General features: G+C 70.6%; 23 protein-coding genes. 7 read left to right on the top strand and 16 right to left on the bottom strand.

The annotated features are described in order from the left end of the window. Positions 1-55: 55 nt before the first annotated feature. The gene (locus tag ACWEOW_RS09270) at positions 56-739 is read right to left on the bottom strand and encodes a GntR family transcriptional regulator (RefSeq protein ID WP_452268896.1); all 684 of its coding nucleotides are present in this window, start codon (positions 737-739) and stop codon (positions 56-58) included. A 227-nt stretch (positions 740-966) separates the two neighbouring features. Between ACWEOW_RS09270 and proB the strand changes: the two genes are divergently transcribed. After that, complete coding sequence (gene proB / locus ACWEOW_RS09275; protein ID WP_452268897.1) at positions 967-2,079, top strand: glutamate 5-kinase; 1,113 nt, start codon at positions 967-969, stop codon at positions 2,077-2,079. Here the strand turns inward: proB and ACWEOW_RS09280 are convergent. The 14 genes from ACWEOW_RS09280 to ACWEOW_RS09345 form a co-directional block, all read right to left on the bottom strand. After that, complete coding sequence (locus ACWEOW_RS09280) at positions 2,069-2,263, bottom strand: hypothetical protein (protein WP_452268898.1); 195 nt, start codon at positions 2,261-2,263, stop codon at positions 2,069-2,071. The genes proB and ACWEOW_RS09280 overlap by 11 nt on opposite strands. Positions 2,264-2,291: 28 nt before the next feature. Next, entirely contained in the window at positions 2,292-3,938 is a 1,647-nt protein-coding gene (locus ACWEOW_RS09285) for a solute symporter family protein (protein WP_452268899.1), read from the bottom strand. Then, a complete protein-coding gene (locus tag ACWEOW_RS09290) occupies positions 3,935-4,225 on the bottom strand; it encodes a DUF485 domain-containing protein (RefSeq protein WP_452268943.1) in 291 nt (96 codons plus the stop codon). The genes ACWEOW_RS09285 and ACWEOW_RS09290 overlap by 4 nt, the downstream gene beginning before the upstream one ends. A gap of 241 nt (positions 4,226-4,466) precedes the next feature. Beyond that, positions 4,467-6,053 carry a sodium/solute symporter gene (locus ACWEOW_RS09295; protein ID WP_452268900.1) on the bottom strand — a complete coding sequence of 529 codons (1,587 nt, stop codon included), beginning with the start codon at positions 6,051-6,053 and terminating at the stop codon, positions 4,467-4,469. Between the two features lie 38 nt (positions 6,054-6,091). Beyond that, positions 6,092-6,496: a hypothetical protein gene (locus tag ACWEOW_RS09300; protein WP_452268901.1), complete on the bottom strand. Its 405-nt coding sequence runs from the start codon at positions 6,494-6,496 to the stop codon at positions 6,092-6,094. Further along, the gene (locus ACWEOW_RS09305; RefSeq protein WP_452268902.1) at positions 6,493-7,257 is read right to left on the bottom strand and encodes a LytR/AlgR family response regulator transcription factor; all 765 of its coding nucleotides are present in this window, start codon (positions 7,255-7,257) and stop codon (positions 6,493-6,495) included. The genes ACWEOW_RS09300 and ACWEOW_RS09305 overlap by 4 nt, the downstream gene beginning before the upstream one ends. After that, positions 7,254-8,378, bottom strand: coding sequence for a sensor histidine kinase (locus tag ACWEOW_RS09310; protein ID WP_452268903.1), 1,125 nt, complete (start codon positions 8,376-8,378; stop codon positions 7,254-7,256). The genes ACWEOW_RS09305 and ACWEOW_RS09310 overlap by 4 nt, the downstream gene beginning before the upstream one ends. Positions 8,379-9,153: 775 nt before the next feature. Further along, entirely contained in the window at positions 9,154-10,644 is a 1,491-nt protein-coding gene (locus ACWEOW_RS09315; protein ID WP_452268904.1) for a peptide ligase PGM1-related protein, read from the bottom strand. Positions 10,645-10,746: 102 nt separating this feature from the next. Further along, positions 10,747-12,270: a GTPase ObgE gene (gene obgE, locus ACWEOW_RS09320; RefSeq protein WP_452268905.1), complete on the bottom strand. Its 1,524-nt coding sequence runs from the start codon at positions 12,268-12,270 to the stop codon at positions 10,747-10,749. A gap of 128 nt (positions 12,271-12,398) precedes the next feature. Further along, the gene (gene rpmA, locus ACWEOW_RS09325) at positions 12,399-12,668 is read right to left on the bottom strand and encodes a 50S ribosomal protein L27 (RefSeq protein ID WP_452268906.1); all 270 of its coding nucleotides are present in this window, start codon (positions 12,666-12,668) and stop codon (positions 12,399-12,401) included. Positions 12,669-12,716: 48 nt separating this feature from the next. Further along, entirely contained in the window at positions 12,717-13,025 is a 309-nt protein-coding gene (gene rplU / locus ACWEOW_RS09330) for a 50S ribosomal protein L21 (RefSeq protein ID WP_452268944.1), read from the bottom strand. A 123-nt stretch (positions 13,026-13,148) separates the two neighbouring features. Next, the gene (locus ACWEOW_RS09335; RefSeq protein ID WP_452268907.1) at positions 13,149-16,397 is read right to left on the bottom strand and encodes an Rne/Rng family ribonuclease; all 3,249 of its coding nucleotides are present in this window, start codon (positions 16,395-16,397) and stop codon (positions 13,149-13,151) included. Positions 16,398-16,606: 209 nt separating this feature from the next. After that, positions 16,607-17,380, bottom strand: a complete 774-nt coding sequence (locus tag ACWEOW_RS09340; RefSeq protein ID WP_452268908.1) for a TIGR03936 family radical SAM-associated protein — start codon at positions 17,378-17,380, stop codon at positions 16,607-16,609. A 114-nt stretch (positions 17,381-17,494) separates the two neighbouring features. Then, positions 17,495-18,268, bottom strand: a complete 774-nt coding sequence (locus ACWEOW_RS09345) for a lysophospholipid acyltransferase family protein (protein WP_452268909.1) — start codon at positions 18,266-18,268, stop codon at positions 17,495-17,497. Positions 18,269-18,347: 79 nt separating this feature from the next. Here ACWEOW_RS09345 and valS point away from each other — a divergent pair, with 79 nt between their 5' ends. The 6 genes from valS to ACWEOW_RS09375 all read left to right on the top strand — a co-directional run bounded on the left by valS (position 18,348) and on the right by ACWEOW_RS09375 (position 25,267). Next, on the top strand, positions 18,348-21,014 hold the full coding sequence (gene valS / locus ACWEOW_RS09350) for a valine--tRNA ligase (RefSeq protein WP_452268910.1): 2,667 nt from the start codon (positions 18,348-18,350) through the stop codon (positions 21,012-21,014). Between the two features lie 111 nt (positions 21,015-21,125). Beyond that, positions 21,126-21,869, top strand: a complete 744-nt coding sequence (locus tag ACWEOW_RS09355; protein WP_452268911.1) for a DUF4129 domain-containing protein — start codon at positions 21,126-21,128, stop codon at positions 21,867-21,869. Continuing rightward, positions 21,866-22,396: a hypothetical protein gene (locus ACWEOW_RS09360; protein WP_452268912.1), complete on the top strand. Its 531-nt coding sequence runs from the start codon at positions 21,866-21,868 to the stop codon at positions 22,394-22,396. Before ACWEOW_RS09355 ends, ACWEOW_RS09360 begins: the two co-directional genes overlap by 4 nt. A gap of 5 nt (positions 22,397-22,401) precedes the next feature. After that, positions 22,402-23,379 carry an AAA family ATPase gene (locus ACWEOW_RS09365; protein ID WP_452268913.1) on the top strand — a complete coding sequence of 326 codons (978 nt, stop codon included), beginning with the start codon at positions 22,402-22,404 and terminating at the stop codon, positions 23,377-23,379. A gap of 6 nt (positions 23,380-23,385) precedes the next feature. Then, complete coding sequence (locus tag ACWEOW_RS09370; protein ID WP_452268914.1) at positions 23,386-24,696, top strand: DUF58 domain-containing protein; 1,311 nt, start codon at positions 23,386-23,388, stop codon at positions 24,694-24,696. A gap of 4 nt (positions 24,697-24,700) precedes the next feature. Further along, on the top strand, positions 24,701-25,267 hold the full coding sequence (locus tag ACWEOW_RS09375; protein WP_452268915.1) for a hypothetical protein: 567 nt from the start codon (positions 24,701-24,703) through the stop codon (positions 25,265-25,267). Positions 25,268-25,344: 77 nt separating this feature from the next. Here the strand turns inward: ACWEOW_RS09375 and ACWEOW_RS09380 are convergent, their stop codons facing one another. Beyond that, on the bottom strand, positions 25,345-25,983 hold the full coding sequence (locus ACWEOW_RS09380) for a hypothetical protein (protein ID WP_452268916.1): 639 nt from the start codon (positions 25,981-25,983) through the stop codon (positions 25,345-25,347). Between the last annotated feature and the right edge of the window lie 12 nt (positions 25,984-25,995).

The following is a 25,995-nucleotide window of genomic DNA, read 5'->3' on the forward strand; positions in this document are numbered from 1 at the left end:
CGTGCGTGGTCGGCGTGCTGGGTTCCGGCATCCCGATGCTGATCGGGTATGCCGTTCAGGTGGGTCGGTCCTGGTCGGCGTCCTCGAGTGCCGCGATGAGCGGGCGCAGGGTCTCCCAGGTCTCATGGGCCACCTCGGCCGCTGCAGCGGTGTCGCCCGCCTCGCAGAAGTCGGTGAGCCGGTCGTGCAGGGCCACGGACGCGCGGCCGGACAGGGACGTGAATCGGAGCCGCTCGAGCCGGCGCAGGACGGGCGTGAACTGCTCGAGGACCGTCTCGATCGCGTGGTTCGCGGCAGCCCGGACGGCGACAGCATGGAAGTCGTCGTCAGCGGCGACCGCCGCCTCGGCGTCGCCGCGCCGCAGGGCCGTCGCAAAGCGGTCGTTCGCCTCCCGCATCGAGGCGATGTCACTCGCGCCGAGCTGGGGGACGGCGAGCTCCACGGCGAGCTGGTGCATCGACGCGACGACAGCCTGGGCATCGCGGATGGCGCGCGCGTCCAGCGTGGCGACGGTCGTCGACCGGCCCGGCGCGGCATTGACCAGCCCAGCCTGGCCGAGCCGGAGCAGCGCCTCACGCACCGGCGTCCGGCTCACCCCCAGCCACGCAGCGACCTCCTGGTCGCGCAGCTGCTCCCCCGGCGTCAGGGTCCCGTCCACGATCGCGTCGCGCAGGCGGGTGTAGACGTCGTCGCGAAGTAGTGCCCGTCGTGGCGGCGCGTCGGTCTGCGGGATCGGCATGCAATATATTGCACATCACCGGCTCGGCGCGGTCAAGCCCTGGTCGTCTCGCAGGCTCGGCCGGCGCGTCCTCTGTCCCCACGGACACATCAAACCCGCGCTCGCGAGGCGTCCACGCAGGCCCGGCCACCGCAGGAGCGACCTTCGTATGTCCGTCGGCACGCCGACCGACGAGCCGGGCGTGGACGTCTGCGCAGCGGCACGTCGCTGCTCACTAGAGTCGAGGTGTGTCACCGGGTTCGGTCATCAGCGGCGCCAGGCGCCTGGTCGTCAAGGTCGGTTCCAGCTCCCTGACCGGCACCGACGGCGGCATCGACCACGCCCGCCTGGTCGCGCTCGCCAACGCGCTCGCACACCAGCACCTGGCCGGCACGCAGATCGTCCTGGTCAGCTCGGGCGCCATCGCCGCGGGCTTCCGTCCCCTCGGGCTCGCGTCGCGCCCGCGCGACCTCGCGAGCCAGCAGGCCGCGGCGTCGGTCGGGCAGGGCGCCCTGCTGGCGGCGTACACCCAGGCCTTCGCGGCACACAACATCGTCGTCGGCCAGGTCCTGCTGACGGCCGACGACATGACACGTCGCACGCACTACGCGAACGCCCGCCGCACCCTCGAGCGTCTGCTCGACCTCGGAGCGATGCCCATCGTCAACGAGAACGACACGGTCGCGACGACCGAGATCCGGTTCGGCGACAACGACCGGTTGGCGGCCCTCGTGGCGCATCTCGTAGACGCCGAGGCGCTCGTCCTCCTGTCCGACGTGGACGCGCTCTACGACGGGCCACCGAGCCGGCCGGGCACGACGCGCATCCCCGTCGTCCGCGGGCCGCAGGACCTCGTCGACGTCGAGATCCGCGGGAGCGGCTCCAAGGTCGGGACTGGAGGCATGACCACGAAGATCGAGGCCGCCCGGATCGCCACGGCTGCAGGTGTACTCACCTCGGTCACCGCCGCCGACCGTGTCGCGGACGTGCTCGCCGGAAAGGACGTCGGCACGGTGTTCCTGCCGATCGGCGTGCGAGGCCGGTCCCGCCGCCTCTGGCTCGAGCACGCCACCACAGCCCGCGGTCGGCTCGTCATCGACGAGGGCGCGGTCACCGCGCTCGTCCACCGCAAGAAGTCACTCCTGCCTGCGGGCATCACCGCCGTCGAGGGCACCTTCCACGAGGGCGATCCGGTCGACGTGTGCTCACCCGCAGGCATCCCCGTCGCCCGTGGCCTGGTCAACTACTCGTCGTCGGAGCTGCCGGCGCTGCTCGGCCGGTCGACCCGTGAGCTCGCCCGCGACCTCGGCCCCGAGTACGAGCGCGAGGTCATCCACCGCGACGACCTCGTCATCCTCTGACCCGCATCGACCCCGAGTCCCAGCCCCCACCCGGGCGGTATGCCGTCCGGCCCAGCCACGCGGCATACCCGGGCGTGAGCGTCGGGGCCGTCCCCGCGGCATACCCGGCGATGCGGCAGCCACCCGGGCTGCCAGGTCCCTGGCAGGCGAGTGGCCACGCACCCGGGGCAGGGTGCGTGGCCACTCGATGGGGGGGTAGGGCTGGTGCGACGTCAGTGGTGGGTCGCCACCTCCGCGCCGTGGCCGGTGAGCGAGCGGACCTCCATCTCGGCGTACTTGGCCGCGTTGAACTCCTTGCTCGTCACGGTCCCGATGTAGCCGAGGATGAAGCCGAGCGGGATCGAGATGATGCCCGGGTTGTCGAGAGGGAACCAGTGGAAGTCGAGGCCCTGGAGCATCGACGGGCTCTTGCCCGTCACCGGGTCCACCGGCTTTCCCGACACGACCGGGCTGAAGATGATCAGCGTGATCGCACTGATGAGGCCGCCGTAGATGCTCCAGAGTGCACCCCTGGTGTTGAACCGCTTCCAGAAGAGCGAGTAGAGGATCGTTGGCAGGTTCGCGCTCGCCGCGATCGCGAACGCGAGTGCCACGAGGAATGCGATGTTCTGGCCGAGGGCGTAGATGCCGCCGACGATCGCGAACGCGCCGAGGACGAGCGCGGCGATCCGAGCGACCTTGACCTCCTCCTCCGGCGTGGCGTTCCCACCCCGCACGACCGTGTTGTAGATGTCGTGCGACAGCGAGGCGCTCGCCGTGATGGTGAGGCCGGCGACGACCGCGAGGATCGTTGCGAACGCGACCGCGGAGATGATCCCGAGGAGGATCTCACCGCCCAGGTGGAAGGCGAGCAGCGGCGCAGCCGAGTTGACTCCACCCGGTGCGCCCTTGATCTCCTTGGCACCGACGAGCTCGGCCGCACCGAAGCCGAGGACCAGCGTGAACAGGTAGAAGATGCCGATGAGCCAGATCGCCCAGACCACGGAGCGGCGGGCCTCGCGCGAGGTCGGCACCGTGTAGAAGCGCATGAGCACGTGCGGCAGACCGGCGGTGCCGAGGACCAGCGCCATCGACAGCGAGATGAAGTCGATCGGGTTCTTGTACTGCAGGCCCGGCTGGAGCAGGTCCTTGCCGCCGGCCTCCTGCGACGCCGTCGATGCGTCGCCGAGCAGGCTCGAGAGGTTGAGGCCGAACTTGGCCAGGACCCAGATGGTCATGAGCCCAGCCCCGATGATGAGCAGCACCGCCTTGATGATCTGGACCCAGGTCGTGCCCTTCATGCCGCCGTAGATGACGTAGAAGATCATGAGCACGCCGACGATCGCGATGACCACGCGCTGCCCGACCTGGCCCTCGACGCCGAGCAGCAGGGCGACCAGGCCGCCGGCTCCCGACATCTGTGCGAGCAGGTAGAAGAAGGACACGACGAGCGTCGAGATCGCCGCTGCGATGCGGACCGGCCGCTGACGCAGCCGGAAGCTGAGCACGTCGGCCATCGTGTACTTGCCGACGTTACGGAGCAGCTCGGCGACGAGGAGCAACGCGACGAGCCACGCGACGAGGAAGCCGATCGAGTAGAGGAACCCGTCGTAGCCGTTGATGGCGATCGCCCCGGCGATGCCGAGGAACGAGGCCGCCGACAGGTAGTCGCCGGCGATGGCGATGCCGTTCTGGCGGCCGGTGAAGGCGCGTCCGCCGGCGTAGTACTCCGCGGCCGTGCGGTTGTTGCGCGAGGCCCGGATGACGATCGCCAGGGTGACGACGACGAAGAGGGCGAAGATCGCGATATTGATGGCCGGGTTGCCGACGCTGGTGGCAGCGGGTGCGAACGACGGCGCTGCGGAGATGACGGCGCTCACTGGTGGTGCCCTCCCATCTTCTGGGCGAGGGCCTCGGCACGCGGGTCGAACTCCCGGTCGGCCCACCGCGCGTAGTACATCGTGATGGCGAATGTCGAGACGAACTGCAGGAGCCCGAGGATCAGGCCCCACGTGATGTTCCCGAAGACGCGGGTGCCCATGAAGTCCTTGGCCCACACCGACAGGAACACGTAGAGGAAGTACCACGCCAGGAACAGCGCGGTCAGCGGGAACACGAATCGCCTGAACTTGTTTCTCAGCTCGGCGAACTCGGGCGAGTTCTGCATGGCGACGTTGGCATCGTCGTCCACGCGCTCTAGAGCTTCTTTGCTCACTAGGGCCACCTCCGGGGGCGGTTTCGTGGTGCGTGATCTCCTGGTTTGGTCGGCGCGATCCGGCGTCCCCTGTCGCTCCGCGCCACCGACCACGCGGTCGGCTGCGTGCCACCGTAGGGACCGAGGGACGCGCACGGCAGGTAACCGCCACGGCCCATCGCCCAGCGGCGTCGACTGGTCGGTGTGCGCAGCGTCAGCTGCGACGAGCGGTCACCCGCGCACGATGAGCGGTATGCCGTCCGGCGGGCTCGGACGACTCCCACCGCTCGGGGTGGAACGTCCCCCGGTTGAGGTCGATGTGCTCGGGCGCGTGCAGGCGCACCATGGTCTGCGCGACGTGCTCCGGCGCGCGTGACCGCGTCGCGACCGAGACAGTCACCATGGTTGCGAAGGCGACCGGCACGCTGATCGCGGCGGGCTGGGTCATGACCACTCCGAGCCAGCCCGGCATCTGGACCCCGAAGGTCGTCGACACGACCGCGGACATGGACAGCCCACCGCCGGCGACGAGCCCGCAGATCGCTCCAGCCGCCGTGAGCCCACGCCACCAGATGCCAAGGAGCAGCATCGGGCAGAAGGTCGACGCAGCCACCGCGAAAGCGAGCTCGACAGCGTGCGCGACCGGCACCCCCGCGGAGGCGAAGGTGAGCACGACGGCCAGCGCCACGGCGATCACCGTGGACAGGCGGAAGCCACGGATGCCCTGCCGCCTGCCGCTCCCCCACCGGACGATGTCCTGGCTGAGCACCCCGGCCACCGAGACGACGAGGCCGGTCGAGGTCGACAGGAACGCGGCGAAAGCACCCGCCGCCAGCACCGCGGTGAGGCCCTGCGCGAGGGGGCCGTCGAAGACCCGACTCGGCAGCTCGAGCACGACGGAGTCCGCCCGCCCCGCGGCGACAAGGTCCGAGGCGAAGAACCGCCCGAGGACGCCGTAGAGGACCGGCAGCAGGTAGAACCCGGACAGCAGGACCAGGACCACAAGGGTCGTCCGGCGGGCCGCGCGGCCATCGGGGTTGGTGTAGAACCGGACGACCACATGAGGCAGGCCCATCGTGCCGAAGAAGGTCGCAAGGACGAGGGAGTACGTCAGGTAGAGGGCGTTGGGGCCTTGGAGGGGGCGGACCCAGTCGGTGACGTCGACCGCCCCGACGGCGGGCTGGTTCGTGTGTGACGCGAGGACGCCGAGGAAGAAGAAGGCGGGCAGGAGCAGCGCGAAGAGCTTCAGCCAGTAGTGGAACGCCTGCACGAGGGTGACGCTCCGCATGCCACCGGGCAGCACGCTCAGACACACCACGACCGCGACCACGGCCTGGCCCACCCAGGATGGCGCGCCGGTCAAGGTGCGCAGCGTCAGGCCGGCCCCCTGGAACTGCGGGATGAGGTAGAGCAGGCCGATCGCCACGACAAGCAGGCTTGAGGCACGCCGCGCGGTGAGCGACTCGAGCCGCAGCTGGGCGAAGTCGGGCAGCGTGTACGCCCCCGACCGGCGCAGCGGCGCAGCGACGAAGACGAGCAGGAGCAAGTACCCGGCCGTCCACCCCACGGGCAGCCAGAGCATGTCCACCCCGCGGGCAAGGATGAGCCCGGCGACGCCCAGGAACGATGCGGCCGAGAGGTATTCGCCACTGATCGCCGACGCGTTGAGCACCGGGCTCACCCCGCGCGAGGCCACATAGAAGTCGCTCATCGTCCGCGACAGCCGTAGCCCGAAAGCGCCCACCGCCAGTGAGGTGATGGACACGAGGACGACCGCGACGATGCTGGCGGTGTTGTTCATGGCACGGTGCTCATCGCTGGGTGCTCATCGCTCGGTGCTCATCGCTCGTCCAGCAGGTCGCTGAAGTTGTCCTCGTTGCGCTCGGCCTGCCGGACGTACAGCCGGCCGAGCACGATGACCTCTGCGAACGCGACGACCGTGAGCAGCATCCACGGCACCGGTATGCCGATAAGGTCGAGGGTCCCGATCGCCGGCACGAGCCAGAAGAGCAGCGGAAGTGCCCCGAGAGTCAGGGCGACCACCCCGAGCACGCCGATCGCCAACCGCAGTTGGCTCCGCATGAGGGAGGTGATGTAGACCTCCCCAAGCCTGGTCTGCTCGTCGATCTCCGACGCGATGGAGACGGCCCTGGTGCGAGACGCCGAGGTCCTCGGGCTCGTCACGCGCACCCGCTGCCCCGTGCGTGCGGGGCCCTCGTCGGGGCGGAAAGGGTTGGTGCTCACGGGATTCCCCGGCGCGGTTGGGCCCGCCGCGCGAGCAGGTCACGCAGAGCCCGGGTATGCCGCCGGCTCACGACGAGCTCGTGGCCGCCCACGATCACTGTGGTCCGGCCGCCTTCCGTGCGCCACTCGCTGATGTGGCCGATCGCGACCAGGGTCGAACGATGGATGCGGACGAAGCCGGAGTCGCGCCACTGGTCGGCGAGGGTGGTCAGTGGCACCCGGACCAGATGGCTCTCGGTCGCCGTGTGCAGACGCGCGTAGTCACCCTGGGCCTCGACGAAGAGCACGTCGGACCGCGGGACGAGCCGACTCACCCCGGCGAGCTCGACCAGGATGGTGTCGTCCTCCGGGCCCGTGACGGCCTCGCGTCCATGCACTTGGCGCAGGACGCGGCGGACCGCCTGCCCGAGTCGTTCGTCACGGACGGGCTTGAGAACGTAGTCGACGACGTTGAGCTCGAAGGCGTCGACGGCGTGGCGCTCATGAGCGGTGACGAAGACGACGGGCGGCTGGGTCGAGAACCGCGAGAGCACCCGCGCGAGGTCGAGGCCGCTCAGCCCCGGCATCTGGACGTCCATGAAGATCGCGTCGACCTGCTGCTCGTGCAGCACCCGGAGCGCGTCCTCGCCGGACCCGGCCGGGATGACCTGGCGCACGCACTCGTGCCGCTCGAGCATCCAGACCAGCTCGTCGAGTGCGGGGGCCTCGTCATCGACGGCGAGGACCCGCAAGAGCCGCTGCTCGTCGATCACCCCGGTCATACGTGCACCCCGGGTCGGAACTTCGGCAGCCGCACGATGACCTTGGTCCCCGCGCCTTGTGCCGTCTCGACGACGAGGCCGTAGTCGTCGCCGAAAGCTGCCCGCAGTCGCTCGTCGACGTTCGCGAGGCCAACGGAGTCGGAGCCCGGCTCGCCCGCGAGCACTCGCCGAACCCGCTCGGGGTCCTCCCCGACGCCGTTGTCCTCGATGGTCACCACGCACTCGTGGTCGGCGTCCTGGGCCAGGATGCTGATCTCTCCGGCGCCCGGTTTGCGCTCGAGGCCATGCCGGACCGCGTTCTCGACGATCGGCTGGAGACAGAGGAACGGCACGACGACGGGCAGCACCTCCGGCGCCACCCGAAGGGTCACCGTGAGCCGGTCGCCGAACCGGGCCTTCTCGATGACGAGGTAGGCCTCGATCGACCGCAGCTCCTCTGCGAGGGTCGTGTACTCACCGTGCCGGCGGAAGGAGTAGCGCGTGAACTCGGCGAGGTCGAGCAGCAGCTCGCGGGCCCGTTCGGCGTCGGTGCGGGTGAAGGAGGCGATGGCGGTCAGCGAGTTGTAGATGAAGTGGGGGCTGATCTGTGCCCTCAGCGCGCGCACCTCGGCCTCCATGAGGCGCGTCCGGGACGCGTCGAGCTCCGCGAGCTCGAGCTGCCCAGAGACCCAGCGGGCGACCTCGTCGGTCGCCCGCACGAGACCGGCCGATGCTCGGTCGGTGAACACCTGCAGCGTTCCGACGACCTTCTCGTCGACGTCGAGCGGGGCCACGATCGCCTGCCGGACGATGCACGACGGCTCCCCGCAGGCGATGTCGGCCCCGTCGACGACCGTGGTGCGCCCGTGGGTGAGCGTGCCCGCGGCGATCGTTGCCGGCTGCCCGGAGTGGTGAGCCCGGCCGCCCTCCCAGGCGAGCAGGGTCGTCGTGTCGGTCATCGCTGCCGCGGGAGCGCCCAGCAGGGTGCGCAGGTGCTTGAGCGACCGTTCGGCCGATGCCGCCGTGAGCCCCATCCGCAGCGGTGGCGAGGCCAGCAGCGCGGTGTGCAGCGTGCGGTACGTCGCCCGGTCCGCCTGGGTGCCCAGGTGGCCCCGGCGCAACAGCGCGCCCCACGAACTCATGAGGGACACCCTATGCGCGGCCCCGACCCCAGACGGCCGTATGCCGTTCACCCCCCCGTTCCGCACCGCACCCCGCCCCACGTCGAGTGGGCGCTGCGTCCCACCCGTCACACAGTGGCATCACACAGTGGCCTGTGGCCGGTGGGACCAAGCGCCCACTCGACCAGGTTGAGAGCGAAGCCACCTGCCGCCGCGCAGCGCGCAACGGCGCGCCACCAGCGCGGACCCTCACGTCGAGTGGGCGCTGCGTCCCACCCGTCACACAGTGGCCTGTGGCCGGTGGGACCAAGCGCCCACTCGACCAGGTTGAGAGCGAGGCCACCTGCCGCCGCGCGGCGCGCAACGGCACGCCACCAGCGCGGACCCTCACGTCGAGTGGGCGCTGCGTCCCACCCGTCACACAGTGGCCTGTGGCTGGTGGGACCAAACGCCCACTCGACCAGGTTGAGAGCGAAGCCACCTGCCGCCGCGCGGCGCGCAACGGCGCGCCACCAGCGCGGACCCTCACGTCGAGTGGGCGCTGCGTCCCACCCGTCACACAGTGGCATCACACAGTGGCCTGTGGCCGGTGGGACCAAGCGCCCACTCGACCCGGTTGAGAGCGAGGCCACCTGCCGCCGCGCGGCGCGCAACGGCGCGCCACCAGCGCGGACCTTCACGTCGAGTGGGCGCTGCGTCCCACCCGTCACACAGTGGCCTCTGGCCGGTGGGACCAAGCGCCCACTCGACCAGGTTGAGAGCGGGACCACGCGCGCACTCGACCGGGTGGAGAGGGTCAGGTGCCGCGGGCGGCCTCGACGTCGAGGGCGTGGCGCACCGCCGCGAGAAGCGCGTCGGCATGCCCGGGTGTGCCCGCGATGGCCGTAGCCCCGGCCCTGCCCGAGACCGCGAGCGCGCTGGCCATGTGGACCGCGACGCCGGTCATCGTCCGCTCGTCCCAGCCGATATGCCGCTCGGAGAGGATGTCGAACAGGTCGTCTGGTGTCAGCCGGGCGTAGGACGGGTCCTCGAGGTGGTCGCTCGCGGCATAGAACTTGGGTCGGCCCCTCGGGTCGGTGAAGATGCCTGTCCCCACGTCGAACTCGCCGTCGGTCAGCGTCTGCAGCGCCATGAAGGGGTGCGTCGTGCCACCGCACCTGAGGTTGATCTCGATGGCATACGCGCGCCACGGACCCCCGAGGTCACGCACGACGACGAAGTCGAGCGAATACCGCCCCAGCACCCCCTCATCGGCGAGGCGGCGACCAACGCGCATCGCGAGGCCGGCGACGAGCGGGCCGTACTCGGCGTCGCACGGGAACCGGGACCCGAGGAAGCTCAGGCCGTTGGGACCACCGAGGATCTGGTCGTGGGTCGAGAGCACCTCGACCTCACCTGTCGGGCTGTTGCGAAGCTGCACGCTCGGGCTGCGCACCTCGTCCCCGGTGAGCAGAACCTCGACGCACGCTCCCTCGGCGAGCCGGTCGAGCAGCTCCCCGGCGCTCGTCTCCTCGTCCTCGACCTCGAGCCGGTCGACCGCGGCCCACAGGTCGTCGGGAGCAGCACCCACGTCGGTCAGGTCGATGACGGCGTTGCCGTAGCCGCTCACGCCCTGGTCGAGCTTGACCATGACGCGTCGCACCCCGGGGACCCGCTCTCGGAGCTCGCACAAAGCCGCGAGGAGATCAGCGCGGGAACGCACATCCTCGACCCCGGCCGCGATGGGCACGCCGGCCTGGGTGAAGATGCGGCGCGAGCGAGACTTGCCCCCGAGCTCCCACAGCCGCGGGTTGGATCCGTAGACAGGGACGCCGAGCTCGAGCGCGAAGCGGGCCTCGGCCTCACGGCATACGAAGGGAACGACCACCGCCAAACGTGGGTCGATGACGAGGCGGCGGATCCGGTCCAGCAGGCGGGGACGGTCGAGGAGCTTGTCGGTCAGGGACCGGGGCGAGCCGTCGCAGGGTGTGATCAGGTAGAGCCGGCTGCGCGCCTCTTCGGCGTCGACCCCGGGCACCAGGCCGAACCAATAGTCGACCACTCGCGGCGAGATCGGCTGGGACGTCAGGTAGATGACCCGCGACCCCGGTGCCCGCAGCAGGCTGAGCACGACCGCGAGGAAACGCTCCTCATAGGCGGGAAAGACCGGTGCGAGGTGACCGGGCACGATGTCGGTCGGGACGCTGTGCAGCATGATCACCGTGCGCAGCTGGGGCGCGGTGGTGCGCAACGTCAGCGCAGGCCAGACGTCGACGAGGTGGGACTGGAGCTCGTCGAACTCATCCACGCCACCAGCCTAGGAACGCGTCAGCCGCGAGGCTGCCCGATCGTGCCTGACTCGGGGGGACGACCCCGGCAAAGCGGGAACTTCGACCCGAGAGCGAGCCCGTCAGTCCTCGTCGTCCTCGTCGCGCAGATGCCACAGACCCGAGCGGCGCTCGGCCTCCAGCTCGTCCTGCGTCGCGGCGCGGGCAGAGTACCGGTCGCGCATCGACTCGCGTTTCTGGTCGCGGGTCGGGCGCGACGACTCGTCGAGCCGCAGGTCGGTGCCTCGGGCGCCCAGCAGCTCGGCACCCGACTGGAGCGTCGGCTCCCAGTCGAACACGACGGCGTCGTCGGTCGCGCCGATCACCACGGTGTCGCCGGCGAGCGCCCCGACCTTGTAGAGCTGGTCCTCGACGCCGAGACGCGCGAGCCGGTCGGCTAGGTAGCCGACGGCCTCGTCGTTGCTGAAGTCGGTCTGGCGCACCCATCGCACCGGCCGCTCGCCGGTGACCCGGTAGAACGGCCCGTCCGGGCCGGCCTCCTTGGTCACGACGAAACCCGTGTCGTCGACCGACCTGGGCCGCAGCACGACCCGTTTGGGGACCACCTGCTCGACCTCCAGGCGCGCCGCGTCGACGTGGCGGGCCATCGCGTACGTCAGCTCACGCAGCCCCTGGTGGGCAACAGCACTGACGATGAAGACCTCGAGGCCACGCGCCTCGAGATCCGGCTTGACCAGCTCGGCCAGCTCGCGGGCCTCGGGCACATCGGCCTTGTTGAGCACGACGATCCGCGTGCGATCAGCCAGCGGACGGCCGCCGAGGTCGGCGTCGGGCACGTACAGGGACAGCTCGTTCTCGATGACGTCGAGGTCGGTCATCGGGTCGCGTCCCTGCTCCAGAGTGGCGCAGTCGATGACGTGCACGAGGACCGAGCATCGCTCCACATGCCGAAGGAACTCGAGCCCGAGGCCCTTGCCCTCGTGGGCGCCGGGGATGAGGCCCGGCACGTCGGCCACGGTGAACCGGCTGCTGCCCGCGGTGACGACGCCGAGGTTCGGCACGAGCGTTGTGAAGGGGTAGTCCGCGATCTTGGGTCGGGCCGCGGACAGCACCGACACGAGCGAGGACTTGCCCGCGCTGGGGAACCCGATCAGGGCGACGTCGGCGAGCGTCTTCAGCTCGAGGACGACGTCGACCTCCTCCCCCGGCTCGCCGAGCAGCGCGAAGCCCGGTGCCTTGCGGCGCGGCGACGCGAGTGCCTTGTTGCCGAGCCCGCCACGCCCGCCGCGAGCGATCACGTGCTCGGTGCCCATGCCGACGAGGTCGATGACGATCGCGCCGGACGAGTCCTTGACGACCGTCCCCTCTGGCACGGGCAGCACGAGGTCGTCGCCGTCGGCGCCGTTGCGCTCGTCGCCCGCTCCGGGGGCGCCGTTGGCGGCCCGCCGGTGCGGATGACGGTGGTACTCGAGCAGCGTGGTGGACTGCGGGTCCACCCGCAGCACGACCGAGCCGCCGTGACCCCCGTTGCCGCCGTCGGGCCCACCGAGCGGCTTGAACTTCTCCCGGCGCACCGAGGCGACACCGTTGCCACCGTTGCCGGCGGCGAGGTTCAGCACCACGCGGTCGACGAAGTTCACTGCCATGGGACTTCACTCTTCCAGATCGGCCGGGCGGGACGGCATACCCAGCAGGTATGCCGTCCGCCCGGGACGTGCGAAGGGGCGGGCCAGGCGGCCCGCCCCTTCGCGACGTTCAGTGGGTGACCAGTCGGTCACTCCGCAGAGACGGCCTCGGCCGGCTCGATGTTGACGGTCTTGCGGCCGCGCTTGGTGCCGAACTTGACGGCGCCCGCGACGAGGGCGAACAGCGTGTCGTCGCCACCGCGGCCGACACCCTCACCCGGGTGGAAGTGCGTGCCACGCTGACGGACGAGGATCTCGCCCGCGTTGACCTGCTGGCCGCCGAAGCGCTTCACGCCGAGTCGCTGTGCGTTCGAGTCGCGACCGTTGCGAGTCGAGGACGCACCCTTCTTGTGTGCCATGTCTGTTACTCCTTCAGAGGTCTGTGTGCCGTGCGACGCGGACGTCGATCACGCGTTGATTTCAGTGATCTTGACCTGGGTCAGCGGCTGACGGTGACCCTGACGCTTGCGGTAGCCCGTCTTGTTCTTGTACTTGAGAATCGTGATCTTCGGGCCCTTGGCGGCCTTGACGACCTCAGCCTTGACCGAGGCCTTCGCCAGCTTGTCGGCGTCGGACGTGACGGTCGTGCCGTCCACGAGAAGCAACGGCGTGAGCTCAATGGCATCGCCGGGCTGACCCGTCACCTTGTCGACGAGCAGGACATCGCCCACCGACACCTTCTCCTGGCGACCGCCAGCGCGAACAATCGCGTACACAGTGAAACTCACTCTCTCATCAGGGATGGAGCGCCACTTTCAGCACCGGCCCGTCAACACGGGCCCGGTGGGCGCACCAATGAACAAGATTACCGGCCAGAACGGTCCAGCTCCAAACCGAGGTCAGGCGCCGTCGTGCTCGCCTGCGGGCTCGGACCCCTCCGCCGGCCCGCTACTGGATCGCGGGGGTCCGGCGGGTGCGACGACGCGGCCTCGGCGTCGCCGGCCCCGTGGAGCCGGCTCGGGCGTGTGCGAAGGCGCCCGATCGGCGGTCGCCAGGCCCGTGACGACGGGGGTGTCAGCGGTCGCGTCCGCGGTCGTGTCCGCGGTCGCGTCTGCGTTGGCATCGGCGTCGACAACGGACCGTGTGTCGTCGCGCTCGCCGGGCTCGGACTCTGCCGCGTCGGACACCGCGGACTCGACCTGGACCCTGTCCGCGTCGGGGATGTCGGACTCGAGCTCGACCAGCTCGGGACCGGCAGCTCCGTCGCGATCCTCGTCCTCGATCGGGGCGTCGTCACCGGCCCACGGCCCGGCGTCCTCGGGGAAAGCGTGCGGGTGGCCGTCGCTCCCAGAGCCGTGCGGGCCGTTGCCCTTGATCGCCGCGGCGTGGGCTGCGGCCGCGATCTGGGCGGCCGTCGGACCGCTCGGCTTGTGCTCGGGCTGCGCCGAGCCTGCCTGACCTGCGTGAGCCGAGCTGCCTGCGGCATGGCTTCCCGAGCCATGGCCCGCGCCGTTGCCGCCGGTGGCGGAAGCGGCCGAACCCTGACCACCCGAGCCACCCGAGGCGCGACCCGCACGGCGTCGGGAGTCGCCGCCGCTCGGGGTCTCGTGCTGGTGGGCGCCGCGGTCGACGGGGTCCGTGTGGATGATGAAGCCGCGTCCGTTGCACCGGTCGCACGTCTCGGAGAAGACCTCGATGAGACCGGACCCGACCCGCTTGCGGGTCATCTGCACGAGCCCGAGCGAGGTGACCTCGGCGACCTGGTGCTTGGTGCGGTCGCGACCGAGACACTCGAGCAGGCGCCGCACGACGAGGTCGCGGTTGCTCTCGAGCACCATGTCGATGAAGTCGATGACGATGATGCCGCCGATGTCACGCAGCCTCAGCTGGCGAACGATCTCCTCGGCCGCCTCGATGTTGTTCTTGGTGACCGTCTCCTCGAGGTTGCCGCCTGAGCCGACGAACTTGCCTGTGTTGACGTCGACGACGGTCATCGCCTCGGTGCGGTCGATGACCAGCGATCCACCACTGGGGAGCCAGACCTTGCGGTCCATGGCCTTCGCCAGCTGCTCGTCGACGCGGTGGTGCGTGAACAGGTCCTCGTTCGAGGTCCACTTGGTCACCCGGTCTGCAAGGTCCGGGGCGACGGACGAGATGTACGGGTGGATCTCCTGCCAGGCCTGCTCCCCGGAGACGACGAGCTGCTTGAAGTCCTCGTTGAACACGTCGCGAATCACGCGGACCGTCAGGTCCGGCTCGCCGTGCAGCAGCAGAGGCGCCGAGCCTGTCGGGGCCGAGCCTGTGCCGCCGTTCTTCTTGCGGCCCTTGCTCTTGCCCGCTCGCGGGGTCGACCCGGCCTCGGCCTTGGCCTGGATGTCCTCCCAGGTGCGGGTCAGGCGCTCGACGTCCGCGCGCAGCTCCTCCTCGCTGGCGCCCTCAGCCGCGGTGCGGACGATGACGCCAGCCGTGTCGGGCACGACGTCGCGCAGGATCTTCTTGAGCCGGGCGCGCTCGGTGTCGGGCAGCTTGCGGCTGATGCCGGTCATCGAGGAGTTCGGCACGTAGACCAGGTAGCGGCCCGGCAGTGAGATCTGCGACGTCAGGCGCGCCCCCTTGTGGCCGATGGGGTCCTTGGTCACCTGGACGAGGACCGTCTGGCCTGAGGTCAAGGCGTTCTCGATGCGCTTGGGCTGGTTGGCCTCCAGGCCTGCGGCGTCCCAGTTCACCTCGCCGGCGTAGAGCACGGCGTTGCGTCCCTTGCCGATGTCGACGAATGCCGCCTCCATCGAGGGCAGGACGTTCTGGACCCGGCCGAGGTAGATGTTGCCTGCCATCGACACGTTCGTGGCCTGGTCGATGTAGTGCTCGACGAGCACACCGTCCTCGAGCACACCCATCTGGGTGCGACCGTCCTTGTTGCGGACGACCATGACCCGGTCAACGGACTCGCGGCGGGCGAGGAACTCGGCCTCGGTGATGATCGTGCGGCGGCGGCCCGCCTCGCGCCCCTCGCGGCGGCGCTGCTTCTTCGCCTCGAGGCGGGTCGAGCCCTTGACCGCAACCGGCTCGTCGCTGCGCGGCTGGCGCACCCGGGTGGACACGTTCGGGCCGTCGTCCGAAGTGTCCGCTGCCGATCCCGCACGCCGACGGCGGCGACGCCGGCGGGTCGTGCCGGCCTCCTCGTCCGTCTCCTGATCGGCCTCGGCGTCCTCGGCCTCTGCCGGCTCCGCGACCGGCTCCTCGTCCTCCGCCGCCTCGCCGCTCTCCGGCTCCGCGCCGTCGTCGGCGGACGCTCGGCCGCGGCGTCCCTTGCCTCCGCGGCGGCGGCGCGCACGCCGCGGTGCCGCCTCCTCGTCCGTCGGCTCGCCGCCGGTGTCCTCCTCGTGCTGCTCCTCGGGCTCGGGCTCCTCTACGGGAGCCGTGGCGGCGGCTCGGCGGCGCCGCGGTGCGACATGGCTCGCGTCTGGGGCCTGAAAGAGCAGGCTGAAGCTCGGGACGACCGCAACGGGTGCATCCTCGTCGGCCTCCTGCGCCTCTTCCGACTCATCCGTCTCTTCGGTCTCCTGAGCCCCGATGACCTCATCGGTCTCGTCGACCTCGGCGTCGTCGTCGACGACGGCTGCGCCGACACTGACGTCATCAGTGATCTCAGCGGCCTCGGGGGCCTCGAGGACCTCGGGCGTCTCGCTGGCCTCGCTGGCCCTTCTCGGCTCGGCAGGCCCGGCAGCCTGGACCTCGGCAACGAGCTCCTCGACGGCAGCTGCGGCCCGCTCCGCATCGTCTGCGGAGGTCGCCTTGCGAGCTCGCGCCCGCTTGCTCGCCGTCGCGGCGGGCGGCGCGTCGGCCGCCTTCTTGCGGGTGGCCCGCTTGCGGACGGGTCGCTCCGAAGCCTCGAGCTCAGGGTCTGCCGTCGCGTCGGCGGATGCTGCCGCCCGCGGGGCCGCCTTCTTGGCGGTCCGCCTGCTGGCGCGCTTGCGCGGTGCCGGGGTCTCGTCGCCGGCAGCGCCGGCAGCCGCGGTGGCGTCCGCGGTGGTATCCGCGGTGGCGTCCGCCCGGGCGTCGGGCGCCGGTGAGGTGGGCTGGTCCGCCGGCTCGAACAGGGTCTGCTCGCCCTGGTTGTTCGCAGCGGTCTCGTCGTTGGTTGCCATCAGGCAGCCTCCCGTCAGGTGCGGTGCAGACCCACACCGACCGAGGCCGTCAACACCGCACGAGTGCGGTTGCATTCGTCGCGCCGTGTGTGCGGCGGGACGGAAGTCGTTTGAGCTACACCCGAAAACGGTTCGCGCTGGGCGCGGCCCCGTGATCGAATGCCGTCGGCGTTCTTGTCGGCAGCCATTTCGTTGTCATGCCGGGTTGGTCATGCCAGCGGATCGGCCACCCTCGCGGTTGCGGTGTCGAGCGGTCCCTGCGCCAGACGCGTCACCAGGGGAGGACGCGGAGGCTGCAGGTCGGCAATCTCACGCAGCGCGGTCAGAATGTCGTCGGGGCGCACGGCAGGTGTGGTGTGCCGTACGACCATGCGAAGTATCGCACAGTCGGGCCCGATGACGTGAGCCGACACGAGGTCTACAGGCAATTCGGAGGGTCGCTGGACCACTGCGCGCACGATGGCTCCGCGCACGTCGAAGGTGCGTGGACCCGACTTCGTCATGCGAGTCACCTCGGCCGACTCCAGGGCGAGCACCGTCTCGACCGCGTGCGCCAGCCTCTCCTGCTCGACGCCTGTGAACTCCAGCAGCCAGTCGCTGGCCTCCAGCTTGTCGGCGAGCGCCCCCGGCGCGGCCTCGACCACCTGGACGACGTCGATCCCGGACGGCAGCGCCTCGTCGAGAGCAACGCGCACAGACTCGGGGTCCACCCGCTGTGTGACAGAGATCTCGACGTACTCGGCCTCGCTGGCAGTCCCGGTGGCCGCCGCGTTCGCATAGCTGATCTTGGGGTGCGGGTGGAAGCCGGCCGAGAACGCCATGGGCACGTCTGCGCGGCGCAGCGCACGCTCGAGGGCCCGCTGGAAGTCACGGCTCGAGGTGAACCTGAGGCGACCGCGCTTCGCGTAACGGATGCGCAGCTTCTGGACCGCTGGGTCCGGCGCCGGTCCCTCTGGGACGCGCTGTCGTGCCTGTCGAGCCATGCGCGGAAGGCTACCGTCGAGCCCGCCGTGACCCGACCGCGTGACCCGACTCCGAGACCCCACCGCCGTCCGGATGCGCCGGGCTCGCGAGCTCCTGCTCGGAACCGCCTGAGGTCAGCGCGCGTCGCCGACGCGGCGCTCGTCAGCCCGTCGCTGGCGGTCAGCCGCCTCCGCGTCGTCCAGGCGGGTGGCCTCGGCGAGGGTGGGTGCGGTGCCTCCGAGGCTCGCCGGGAGGTACTTGAGGTCCGCTCCCGTCAAGGGCTCGTATGCCGCTCGGGCCACCTGGAGCAGGTCCGCCATGACCTCCTTGTAGTGCTCGGTCACTGCTTCGGGGTCGGCGTCGGGCGCGACGGGGATCGGCTCGCCCACGTTGAGGATGATCGGCACGTTCGTGCGTCCGAGCCGTCGGGGAAGACCCTTGGTCCAGACCCGCTGCGAGCCCCAGATGACGACGGGCAGGATGGGCACGCCGGCCTCGGCAGCCATCCGCGCGGCGCCGGTCTTGAACTCCTTGAGCTCGAACGACCGCGAGATCGTCGCCTCCGGGAAGACGCCGACGATCTCGCCGGCCCTGAGCGCCTCGACCGCGGCGGCATACGACGCCGCGCCCGCCGTGCGGTCGACGGGGATATGCCGCATCCCCCGCATGAGTGGCCCGCTGACCGGGTGGGTGAACACGCCGTCCTTGGCCATGAAGCGCACGAGCCGTTGCGATCGCTGGGCGGCCAGGCCGGCATACGCGAAGTCGAAGTAGCCGGTGTGGTTGACCGTCATGACCGCCCCGCCTGTGCGGGGGACGTTCTCGTCGCCGAGGATGGTGAACCGCAGGCCCTGCATGGCGAATACGCCCCGCGCGAAGCCGATGACCGACGAGTAGACGGGCTCCATGGGGGACACTCTGCCCTGCGGTGGCTCCTGCCCGAAAGCCGGTCGAGGGCACCGGCGTGTGTCTGGAAGGATTGGGCGCATGACTGATGCACCTGCACCCGCGAACTCTCGGATCCCCGAGCGCCCGACGCTCGACGGTATCGAGGAGAAGTGGATGCAGGTATGGAAGGACGCGACCACGTACGCGTTCGACCGCGAGCGGGCACTGTCCCTGCCGCGCGAGCGGGTCTTCGCGATCGACACGCCGCCGCCCACGGCATCCGGCAGCCTGCACGTCGGGCACGTCTTCTCCTACACGCACACCGACTGCATGGCACGGTACAAGCGGATGCAGGGGTTCGAGGTCTTCTACCCGATCGGATGGGACGACAACGGGCTCCCCACCGAACGCCGGGTGCAGAACTACTACGGCGTGCGGGGTGACGCGACGCTGCCCTACGTCGAAGGTTACGTGCCCCCGTTCACCGAGGGCGTCGACGCCAACGGCAAGGCGATCAAGCCGGCCGACCAGCAGCCGGTCAGCCGCAAGAACTTCATCGAGCTCTGTGACGTGCTCACGGTCAAGGACGAGGTGACGTTCGAGTCGCTCTTCCGCCGCCTCGGCTTCTCGCTCGACTGGGACATCTCCTACCGCACCATCGACGAGCGGTCCCGCGCCGTCGCGCAGCAGGCCTTCCTGCGCAACTGCGCCCGCGGCGAGGCGTACCAGTCCGAGGCGCCGGGCCTCTGGGACGTCACGTTCCAGACGGCGGTCGCCCAGGCCGAGCTCGAGGCACGTGACTACCCCGGCGCCTACCATCGCGTGGCCTTCCACCGGGCGACGGGTGAGGGCACCACGGCGCCGGTCTACATCGAGACGACCCGCCCGGAGCTGATCCCGTCCGTGGTCGCGCTGATCGCCCACCCGGACGACGAGCGCTACCAGCCGCTGTTCGGCACGACCGTGCGCTCTCCGCTGTTCGATGTCGAGATCCCCGTGCTGGCCCATGCGGCGGCCGAGATGGACAAGGGCGCGGGCATCGCGATGTGCTGCACCTTCGGCGACCTGACCGACGTCATGTGGTGGCGTGAGCTCCGGCTGCCCATCCGCTCGCTGATCACCCGCACGGGTCGCCTGCAGGCCGAGACCCCCGAGTGGATCGCGGGTGGCCCCGGCGAGCAGCTGTATGCCGGCGAGCTCGCCACCAAGACGACGTTCAGTGCTCGTGAGGCTGTGGTCGCCGCGCTGCGCGAGTCCGGCGACCTCGACGGCGAGCCGCAGAAGACCCAGCGCAAGGCGAACTTCTACGAGAAGGGCGACAAGCCGCTCGAGATCGTCACGTCGCGCCAGTGGTACATCCGCAACGGCGGCCGAGAGCCGGACCTGCGCGCAGCCCTCGTGGCCCGCGGCGACGAGGTCGACTTCCACCCGACCTTCATGCGCTCGCGCTACAAGAACTGGGTCGAGGGCCTCAACGGCGACTGGCTCATCTCCCGCCAGCGGTTCTTCGGGGTGCCCTTCCCGGTCTGGTACCCGGTCACGGCTGAGGGCGAGACCGACTACGACCATCCGGTCTTCGCCCCGGAGTCGGCGCTGCCGGTCGACCCCCAGATCGACGTGCCCGAGGGTTACGACGAGTCGCAGCGCGGGCGGGCGGGCGGCTTCGTGGCCGACCCGGACATCATGGACACCTGGGCGACGTCATCGCTCACCCCCCAGATCGCTGCCGGCTGGCCGGTGGCCGACGGGTCCGGGCACGCATCCGACGCCAAGCTCTTCGAGGCGATCTTCCCGATGGACATGCGCCCGCAGGCCCACGACATCATCCGCACCTGGCTCTTCGCGACGGTGACCCGGGCTCACTTCGAGCACGGCACCGTGCCCTGGCGGCACGCGGCCATCAGCGGCTGGATCCTCGACCCGGACCGCAAGAAGATGAGCAAGTCCAAGGGCAACGCGGAGACGCCCGAGGACGTCGTCAAGAGCCACGGTGCGGACGCGGTGCGCTACTGGGCGGCGTCTGGTCGCCTGGGCACGGACGCGGCATACGACACCGGACAGATGAAGGTCGGCCGCCGCCTCGCGATCAAGATCCTCAACGCCTCGAAGTTCGCACTCGGTTTCGGCGAGGTGACCGGCGACCTTGGCGCAGCAGTGACCAATCCTCTTGACCTGTCGATGCTTTCGGCGCTCGGCGACATCGTCGACAAGGCGACCCACGGCTTCGAGGCCTGGGACTACACCCGTTCGCTCGAGGTCACGGAGACCTTCTTCTGGACCTTCTGCGACGACTATCTCGAGCTGGTCAAGGACCGTGCCTACGGCGGCCAGGGCGAGGCCGAGGCGGCGAGCGCCCGAGCCGCCCTGCGGCTGGCCCTCGACACCCTGCTTCGGCTCCTGGCGCCCTTCGTGCCGTACGTCACCGAGGAGGTCTGGTCGTGGTTCGGGGACGGCTCGGTCCACCGCCAGACGTGGCCCGGACGTGACAGCCTGCCCGCCGGCGGCGACCCGGCGCTGCTCGCGTCGGTCGCCGAGGCGCTGGCCGGGGTGCGCAAGGTCAAGTCGGAGGCCAAGCTGGGGATGCGCGCGGAGGTGCGCACCATGACGCTCGTGGGTCCGGCACGCCAGCTCGAGCACGTCCGGGCAGCCGAGGCCGACCTCAGGGCGAGCGGTCGGATCGGTGAGCTGACCTATGCAGAGGGCGACGGCATCGAGGTCCGCGAAGCCGAGCTCGTGCCCGCCGAGAAGCCGCCCGCGCAGACCTGATCTCCCGGTTGCCGCGGTCGTTGTCGGGTTCGTCCGGAGGTTCTTATCGGGACGGCAACGATCGCGGCCCCCGCCGGGTACGGAGCCCACCGCTGACATAGGGTTTGCCGCATGTCGAGACGGGGGCTCTACGCGGTCACCGCCGCTAGTGCCGTCGTGATGGCGGCCTTGGTCGTCGCCGCATCCGGACGACCGATCGCGATCCTGACACGCCCCCGGTCGCAGGAGACGTTCTCGGCCCTGCCCACCTTCACGCTGCCGCCGACCAGCGCGCCGACGACGACCACGACCACGGGCGCCACGGGCGGCCCCGCCGAGATCTCGCCGGTCATCATCCTGCTCATGCAGGTCGTCCTCGTGCTGATCTTCGTGGTCGTGGTCCTGGTGATCGCTCAGCTGCTGCTGGCTCTCGTTCGCAAGCCCAAGATCTCGCATCATGACGAGCCCGGGTTCGCCGTGCCGCCGGTGCCCGAGGAGCTGCTCGCCTCGGCGCAGGAGCGGATTCGGCTGCTCGAGACGGGCGACCCCCGCAACGCGATCGTGGCCGCCTGGCTCAACCTCGAGACGTCCGCAGCGGCCACCGGGCTCCCCCGTCACCCCGCCGAGACCTCGACCGAGTACACGGAGCGGGTCCTCGCGACGTGGGACATCGACCGGGTGCGCATCGACGACCTCGCCGGCCTCTATCGCGAGGCTCGCTTCTCGCTCCATCCGCTCGGCGAGGACCACCGACGTCGCGCGATCGCCGACCTGCACGTCCTGCACGCCGATCTCGACCGGGTGGCCGCCGGCCAGTCCGCGGGCCCGACCGACCACGTCCGCGACCCGCTGCGTGACCAGGAGCAGCCGAGATGACCGGCCCGACCACCAGTCTCCGGGCGTCCCTGCGACCCTGGCGCCGCCGCCTCGGATGGCTGCTCATCGTCTGGCTCGCGGCGGTCGGGGCGACCTTCGCCCTGGGCCTGGCTCCCGACGTGCCGGCGCTTCTCGCGATCCTGATCGCCGGCGCCGTGCTCATCTGGCACGCCATGGACCACACCGCGTCGCAGCAGGTCACGACGTGGCCACTGGTCGACGGCGAGCTCGGCCGCAGTGGCCGCGGCAACGACTTCCGGGTGGCCAACCTGGCCGTGCGGCTCGACGCAGCCAACACGCGGGCCGAGGGCCGCGAGCCGCTCGTGCACGACCTGCAGGTGCAGCTGCAGGTCATCATTCGCGAGCGACTCTTCGCCAAGCACGGCATCCTCGCCGAGGAGGAGCCGACGTGGGCGCAGCGCGCCATGCCTCCCGAGCTCTGGGAGTTCCTCGTGACCCTGCCGCCTCCGGACCTCTACCGGCCGGACCGACTTGACGCGATCCTCCGACGAATCGAGCAGTGGTGACGCATATGGAAATCCGCCAGGTGAGCGACCTCAGCCAGGCCGTCCTCGACGAGGTCGACCACGCCGTGGTCGGCAAGAGGGACGCGCTGACGCTGGTCCTCGCCGGCATCCTGGCCGGCGGCCACGTCCTGCTCGAGGACTTTCCCGGGCTCGGCAAGACTCTCGCCGCACGCAGCTTCGCGCAGACGCTCGGCCTGGACTTCAAGCGGGCCCAGTTCACGCCCGACCTGCTGCCCGGCGACATCACAGGGTCCTTCGTCTACGACCAGCGCAGCCACGAGTTCGAGTTCCGCGCCGGCCCGCTGTTCGCCGGCCTGCTGCTCGCCGACGAGATCAACCGCACGCCGCCGAAGACGCAGGCAGCCCTGCTCGAGGCCATGCAGGAGAAGCAGGTCACCGTCGAGGGACACACGTTCCAGCTGCCACGACCCTTCCATGTGCTCGCGACCGCGAACCCGGTCGAGTACGAGGGCACGTACCCCCTCCCGGAGGCACAGCTCGACCGGTTCCTCATGCGGGTGTCCTTCGGGTACCCGACGCTCGACGAGGAGTGGGAGATCCTGTCGAACCGGATGGCGCGGCAGCGCGAGGAGCAGCAGCTGCGCCCGATCGTCACCGCCGAGCGGCTCCTCGAGATGCAGGCGGCGATCGAGGCAACCGTGGTCGACGAGTCGATCGGGCGCTACTGCGTCGCCCTGACTGCTGCTACCCGCACGCACGGAGACGTGCTCATGGGGGCGTCGCCCCGGGGTGCGCTCGGGCTGTTGCTGTGCTCCCGGGCGTATGCCGTCATCGACGGCCGTGACTACGTGGTCCCCGAGGACGTCAAGGCCGTGGCCAAGGCCGTTCTCGCGCACCGGATCACGGTCAAGCCGGAGCTGTGGATGAGCAACATCAGCGGTGCCGCCGTCGTGGCCAGCCTGCTGCGCACCGTGGCCACTCCCTCGGCACGCGAGCACCTGCCTCAGGCCACGGATCGCTGAGCGTCCGTGTCTCAGGGCCCGCTCCGGACGAGCTCCCGCCGACTCGGCGGCTGGGAGCCCACCGCCGCACACCAGCGCGCAATCCTGCTCCCCGCTGCCGCGGCACTGGCGGCCGTGCTCGGCCGCCGGCCCGACCTGCTGGTCCTCACCGCGCCGCTCGTCGTTGCCGCCGTGTGGGGCCACATAGGCCGACCGAAGGCCGACGTGAGCGCGACGGCCGAGCTGCTCACGCCGACCCTGCGCGAAGGTGAGGCGACGGGCGTCGTCGTTCGCACCGAGCCGGTGCTTCACGAGGTCCACGGGGTGGTGACGCTCGCCCGCGTGCCGTGGATCGAGCGCAAGCCCGCGAGCGGCATCGTGAGCCTCGACGACGGGCGGGCCGGGATCGGCCTGCGCAGCACTCGCTGGGGTCGGCGTCGGATCGGCACCATCAGTGTGGCGCTGACCAGCTCCTGGGGAGCGTTCCGTGTCGGCCCGACAGACCTTCCCGACCTGGATTGCGGGACGTTGCCCGTCCCTTCCTACTTCGACGCCAAGGCCCCGACCCCGCACCCGCGCGGCATCGTAGGGCTCAACCGGTCCAACCGTCCGGGTACGGGCAGCGAGTTCAACACCATCCGGCGCTTCCACCCCGGCGACCGGCTGCGTCGGATCCACTGGCCGGTCTCGACCCGGACGGGCGAGCTCCACGTCACCTCGACGTTCACCGACGAGGACGCCCACGTCTTCCTGCTGGTCGATGCGTTCAGCGACCTCGGCCCTCGGGAGGGCGTCGACGGGCGACCGACGAGCCTGGACGTGACCGTGCGGGCCGCCGGTGCGATCAGCGAGCACTTCCTGCGCAGCAACGACCGGCTGACCCTGCGCACGGTCGGCGCGGCGAACGTCCCCACACTCGGGATGGGCTCCGGCACGAACCACCTTCGACGGGTCCTCGAGACGCTGGCGAGCATCACGCCTGCCACCGAGCGGCGCGACACGGGTGAGAACGCCATCCGCGGCGTCGACCCGATGGCCCTGTGCCTCGTGCTGTCCCCGCTCGTGGAGCCCACACTCGTCTCGCTCGCGCACACACTCGCGGCGCGCGGCATGACCGTCGTCGTCGTGGACACCTTCCCTGAGCACCTGACGGATTCGGCGACCAACCTCTACGAGTCGCTCGCCTGGCGGATCCGGCTGCTGTCCCGGGATGCCCAGGTCAACAGCTTGCGGCTGCGCGGAGTGCCGGTCGTCCCGTGGCGCGGCCCGGGATCGCTCGACCAGGTGCTGCGTGACATCGCGCGCCGTGCCTCCGCGCCACGAATGTCGAGGCGGTGAGCCGATGAGTGACACCCCGACCCGACCGAGGCGCGTATGGACCTTCCACTTCGGCGCGGGACCCGAGTGGTCCCTGAGCCAGCTCGCCCTCACCAGCGCGCAGATTCTCGCTGTCGTGCTGTTTCTCATCGCGATGGGCCAGGCCACGGGAGGCTTCGACGGCATCATCTGGGCCCTCGCCGCCGTCCCCCTGCTGACGATGTCCTGGGCGGGGTCCGCGGTGCCCCTGGTGCTCTGGGGTCTGCTCGTGACGATCTGGTTCTACCTGTCCCCCACCGGCGCCTTCTCGTGGTGGTCACTGCTCGGTGCGACCGGTGTCGCCCTCGGCCATGCGGCCAGCGCGCTGTCCGCGACGACCCCGCCCGAGGGGCAGGTCGCGCGCGAGGCGCTCCTGCGGTGGGCACGGCATACGGGCATCGCGTATGCCGCGGCGATACCGGTCGCGCTGCTGGTCGGGGCGGTGCGAGACCGCGACCTCGCGATCGGCCCGGTCGCCTTCGTCATCGGGCTGCTCGGTCTGGCGCTCGGCCTGTGGCTCGTCAGGTCGAACCCGCCGGCGACGGGCGACTAGCGCGGCCGCCGAGCGCACGCGAGTGGCCGGCCGCGCCGGTGCTGCCGGCAACGCCTGGCGGCACACCGCCAGTCGGCTCAGCCCGCAGAGCCGTCCCAGACCGCGGCCCACGGCACGTCCCAGCCGGCCATCTGGAGGCGCCGACCGACGAAGGCGTCGTGCGGCAGGTCGACCACGCGGCCGATCGACGGCTCGTAGACGTCCAGCTCCTGGGCACCCGTCGCGGGCATGACCAGCACGACGTGACGCGGGCTCCAGGCGTTGCCGATGTAGAGGAGTGCGGGACGGCCGGCGCGCACCCGGGTGCGGAGGGCGGCATACGTCGCGTCGAGTGCGCCGCTGGAGCCGAACCGGAACCACGCCACGTCGTAGTCGGCCGATGGGTCCGCGGCGCCGAACTCGAGCTCGTGCAGGGCTCCCCACGGGGGCGTCCCGAGGGCGCGGGGCCACGGCAGCTGGAGTCGACCGCCGGCGCCGACGACGCCGTTGGTGCGACGAGCGACGACCTGCTCGTATGCCGCGAACCGCTGGGTCTCGGTGCCGGCATCGGGGACGTCGCCGTCGCGGGCGTCCTTGTCCACACCGTCACGGATCCACTCGGCGAACTGCGCATTGACGAGCATCCGGGCGATCGTCAGGGACGCTGAGCCGCACGTGGTGCGGGACTGCTGGGTCGGGGCGGCGTCACCGGCCCGGAGAACGAAGGGCGCGACCACGGCTCAGCCTCT

The sequence above is a fragment of the Monashia sp. NPDC004114 genome, assembly GCF_053603855.1.

Bases quoted from the DNA above. Each gene is read 5' to 3' on its own strand.
- ACWEOW_RS09360 (WP_452268912.1), top strand. From the start codon at position 21,866: ATGACCGGCCCGACCACCAGTCTCCGGGCGTCCCTGCGACCCTGGCGC.
- ACWEOW_RS09295 (WP_452268900.1), bottom strand. From the start codon at position 6,053: ATGAACAACACCGCCAGCATCGTCGCGGTCGTCCTCGTGTCCATCACC.
- ACWEOW_RS09355 (WP_452268911.1), top strand. From the start codon at position 21,126: ATGTCGAGACGGGGGCTCTACGCGGTCACCGCCGCTAGTGCCGTCGTG.
- ACWEOW_RS09290 (WP_452268943.1), bottom strand. From the start codon at position 4,225: ATGCAGAACTCGCCCGAGTTCGCCGAGCTGAGAAACAAGTTCAGGCGA.
- obgE (WP_452268905.1), bottom strand. From the start codon at position 12,270: ATGGCAGTGAACTTCGTCGACCGCGTGGTGCTGAACCTCGCCGCCGGC.
- ACWEOW_RS09310 (WP_452268903.1), bottom strand. From the start codon at position 8,378: ATGAGTTCGTGGGGCGCGCTGTTGCGCCGGGGCCACCTGGGCACCCAG.
- ACWEOW_RS09335 (WP_452268907.1), bottom strand. From the start codon at position 16,397: ATGGCAACCAACGACGAGACCGCTGCGAACAACCAGGGCGAGCAGACC.
- ACWEOW_RS09345 (WP_452268909.1), bottom strand. From the start codon at position 18,268: ATGGAGCCCGTCTACTCGTCGGTCATCGGCTTCGCGCGGGGCGTATTC.
- rpmA (WP_452268906.1), bottom strand. From the start codon at position 12,668: ATGGCACACAAGAAGGGTGCGTCCTCGACTCGCAACGGTCGCGACTCG.
- valS (WP_452268910.1), top strand. From the start codon at position 18,348: ATGACTGATGCACCTGCACCCGCGAACTCTCGGATCCCCGAGCGCCCG.
- ACWEOW_RS09365 (WP_452268913.1), top strand. From the start codon at position 22,402: ATGGAAATCCGCCAGGTGAGCGACCTCAGCCAGGCCGTCCTCGACGAG.
- ACWEOW_RS09340 (WP_452268908.1), bottom strand. From the start codon at position 17,380: ATGGCTCGACAGGCACGACAGCGCGTCCCAGAGGGACCGGCGCCGGAC.
- ACWEOW_RS09270 (WP_452268896.1), bottom strand. From the start codon at position 739: ATGCCGATCCCGCAGACCGACGCGCCGCCACGACGGGCACTACTTCGC.
- ACWEOW_RS09305 (WP_452268902.1), bottom strand. From the start codon at position 7,257: ATGACCGGGGTGATCGACGAGCAGCGGCTCTTGCGGGTCCTCGCCGTC.
- ACWEOW_RS09375 (WP_452268915.1), top strand. From the start codon at position 24,701: ATGAGTGACACCCCGACCCGACCGAGGCGCGTATGGACCTTCCACTTC.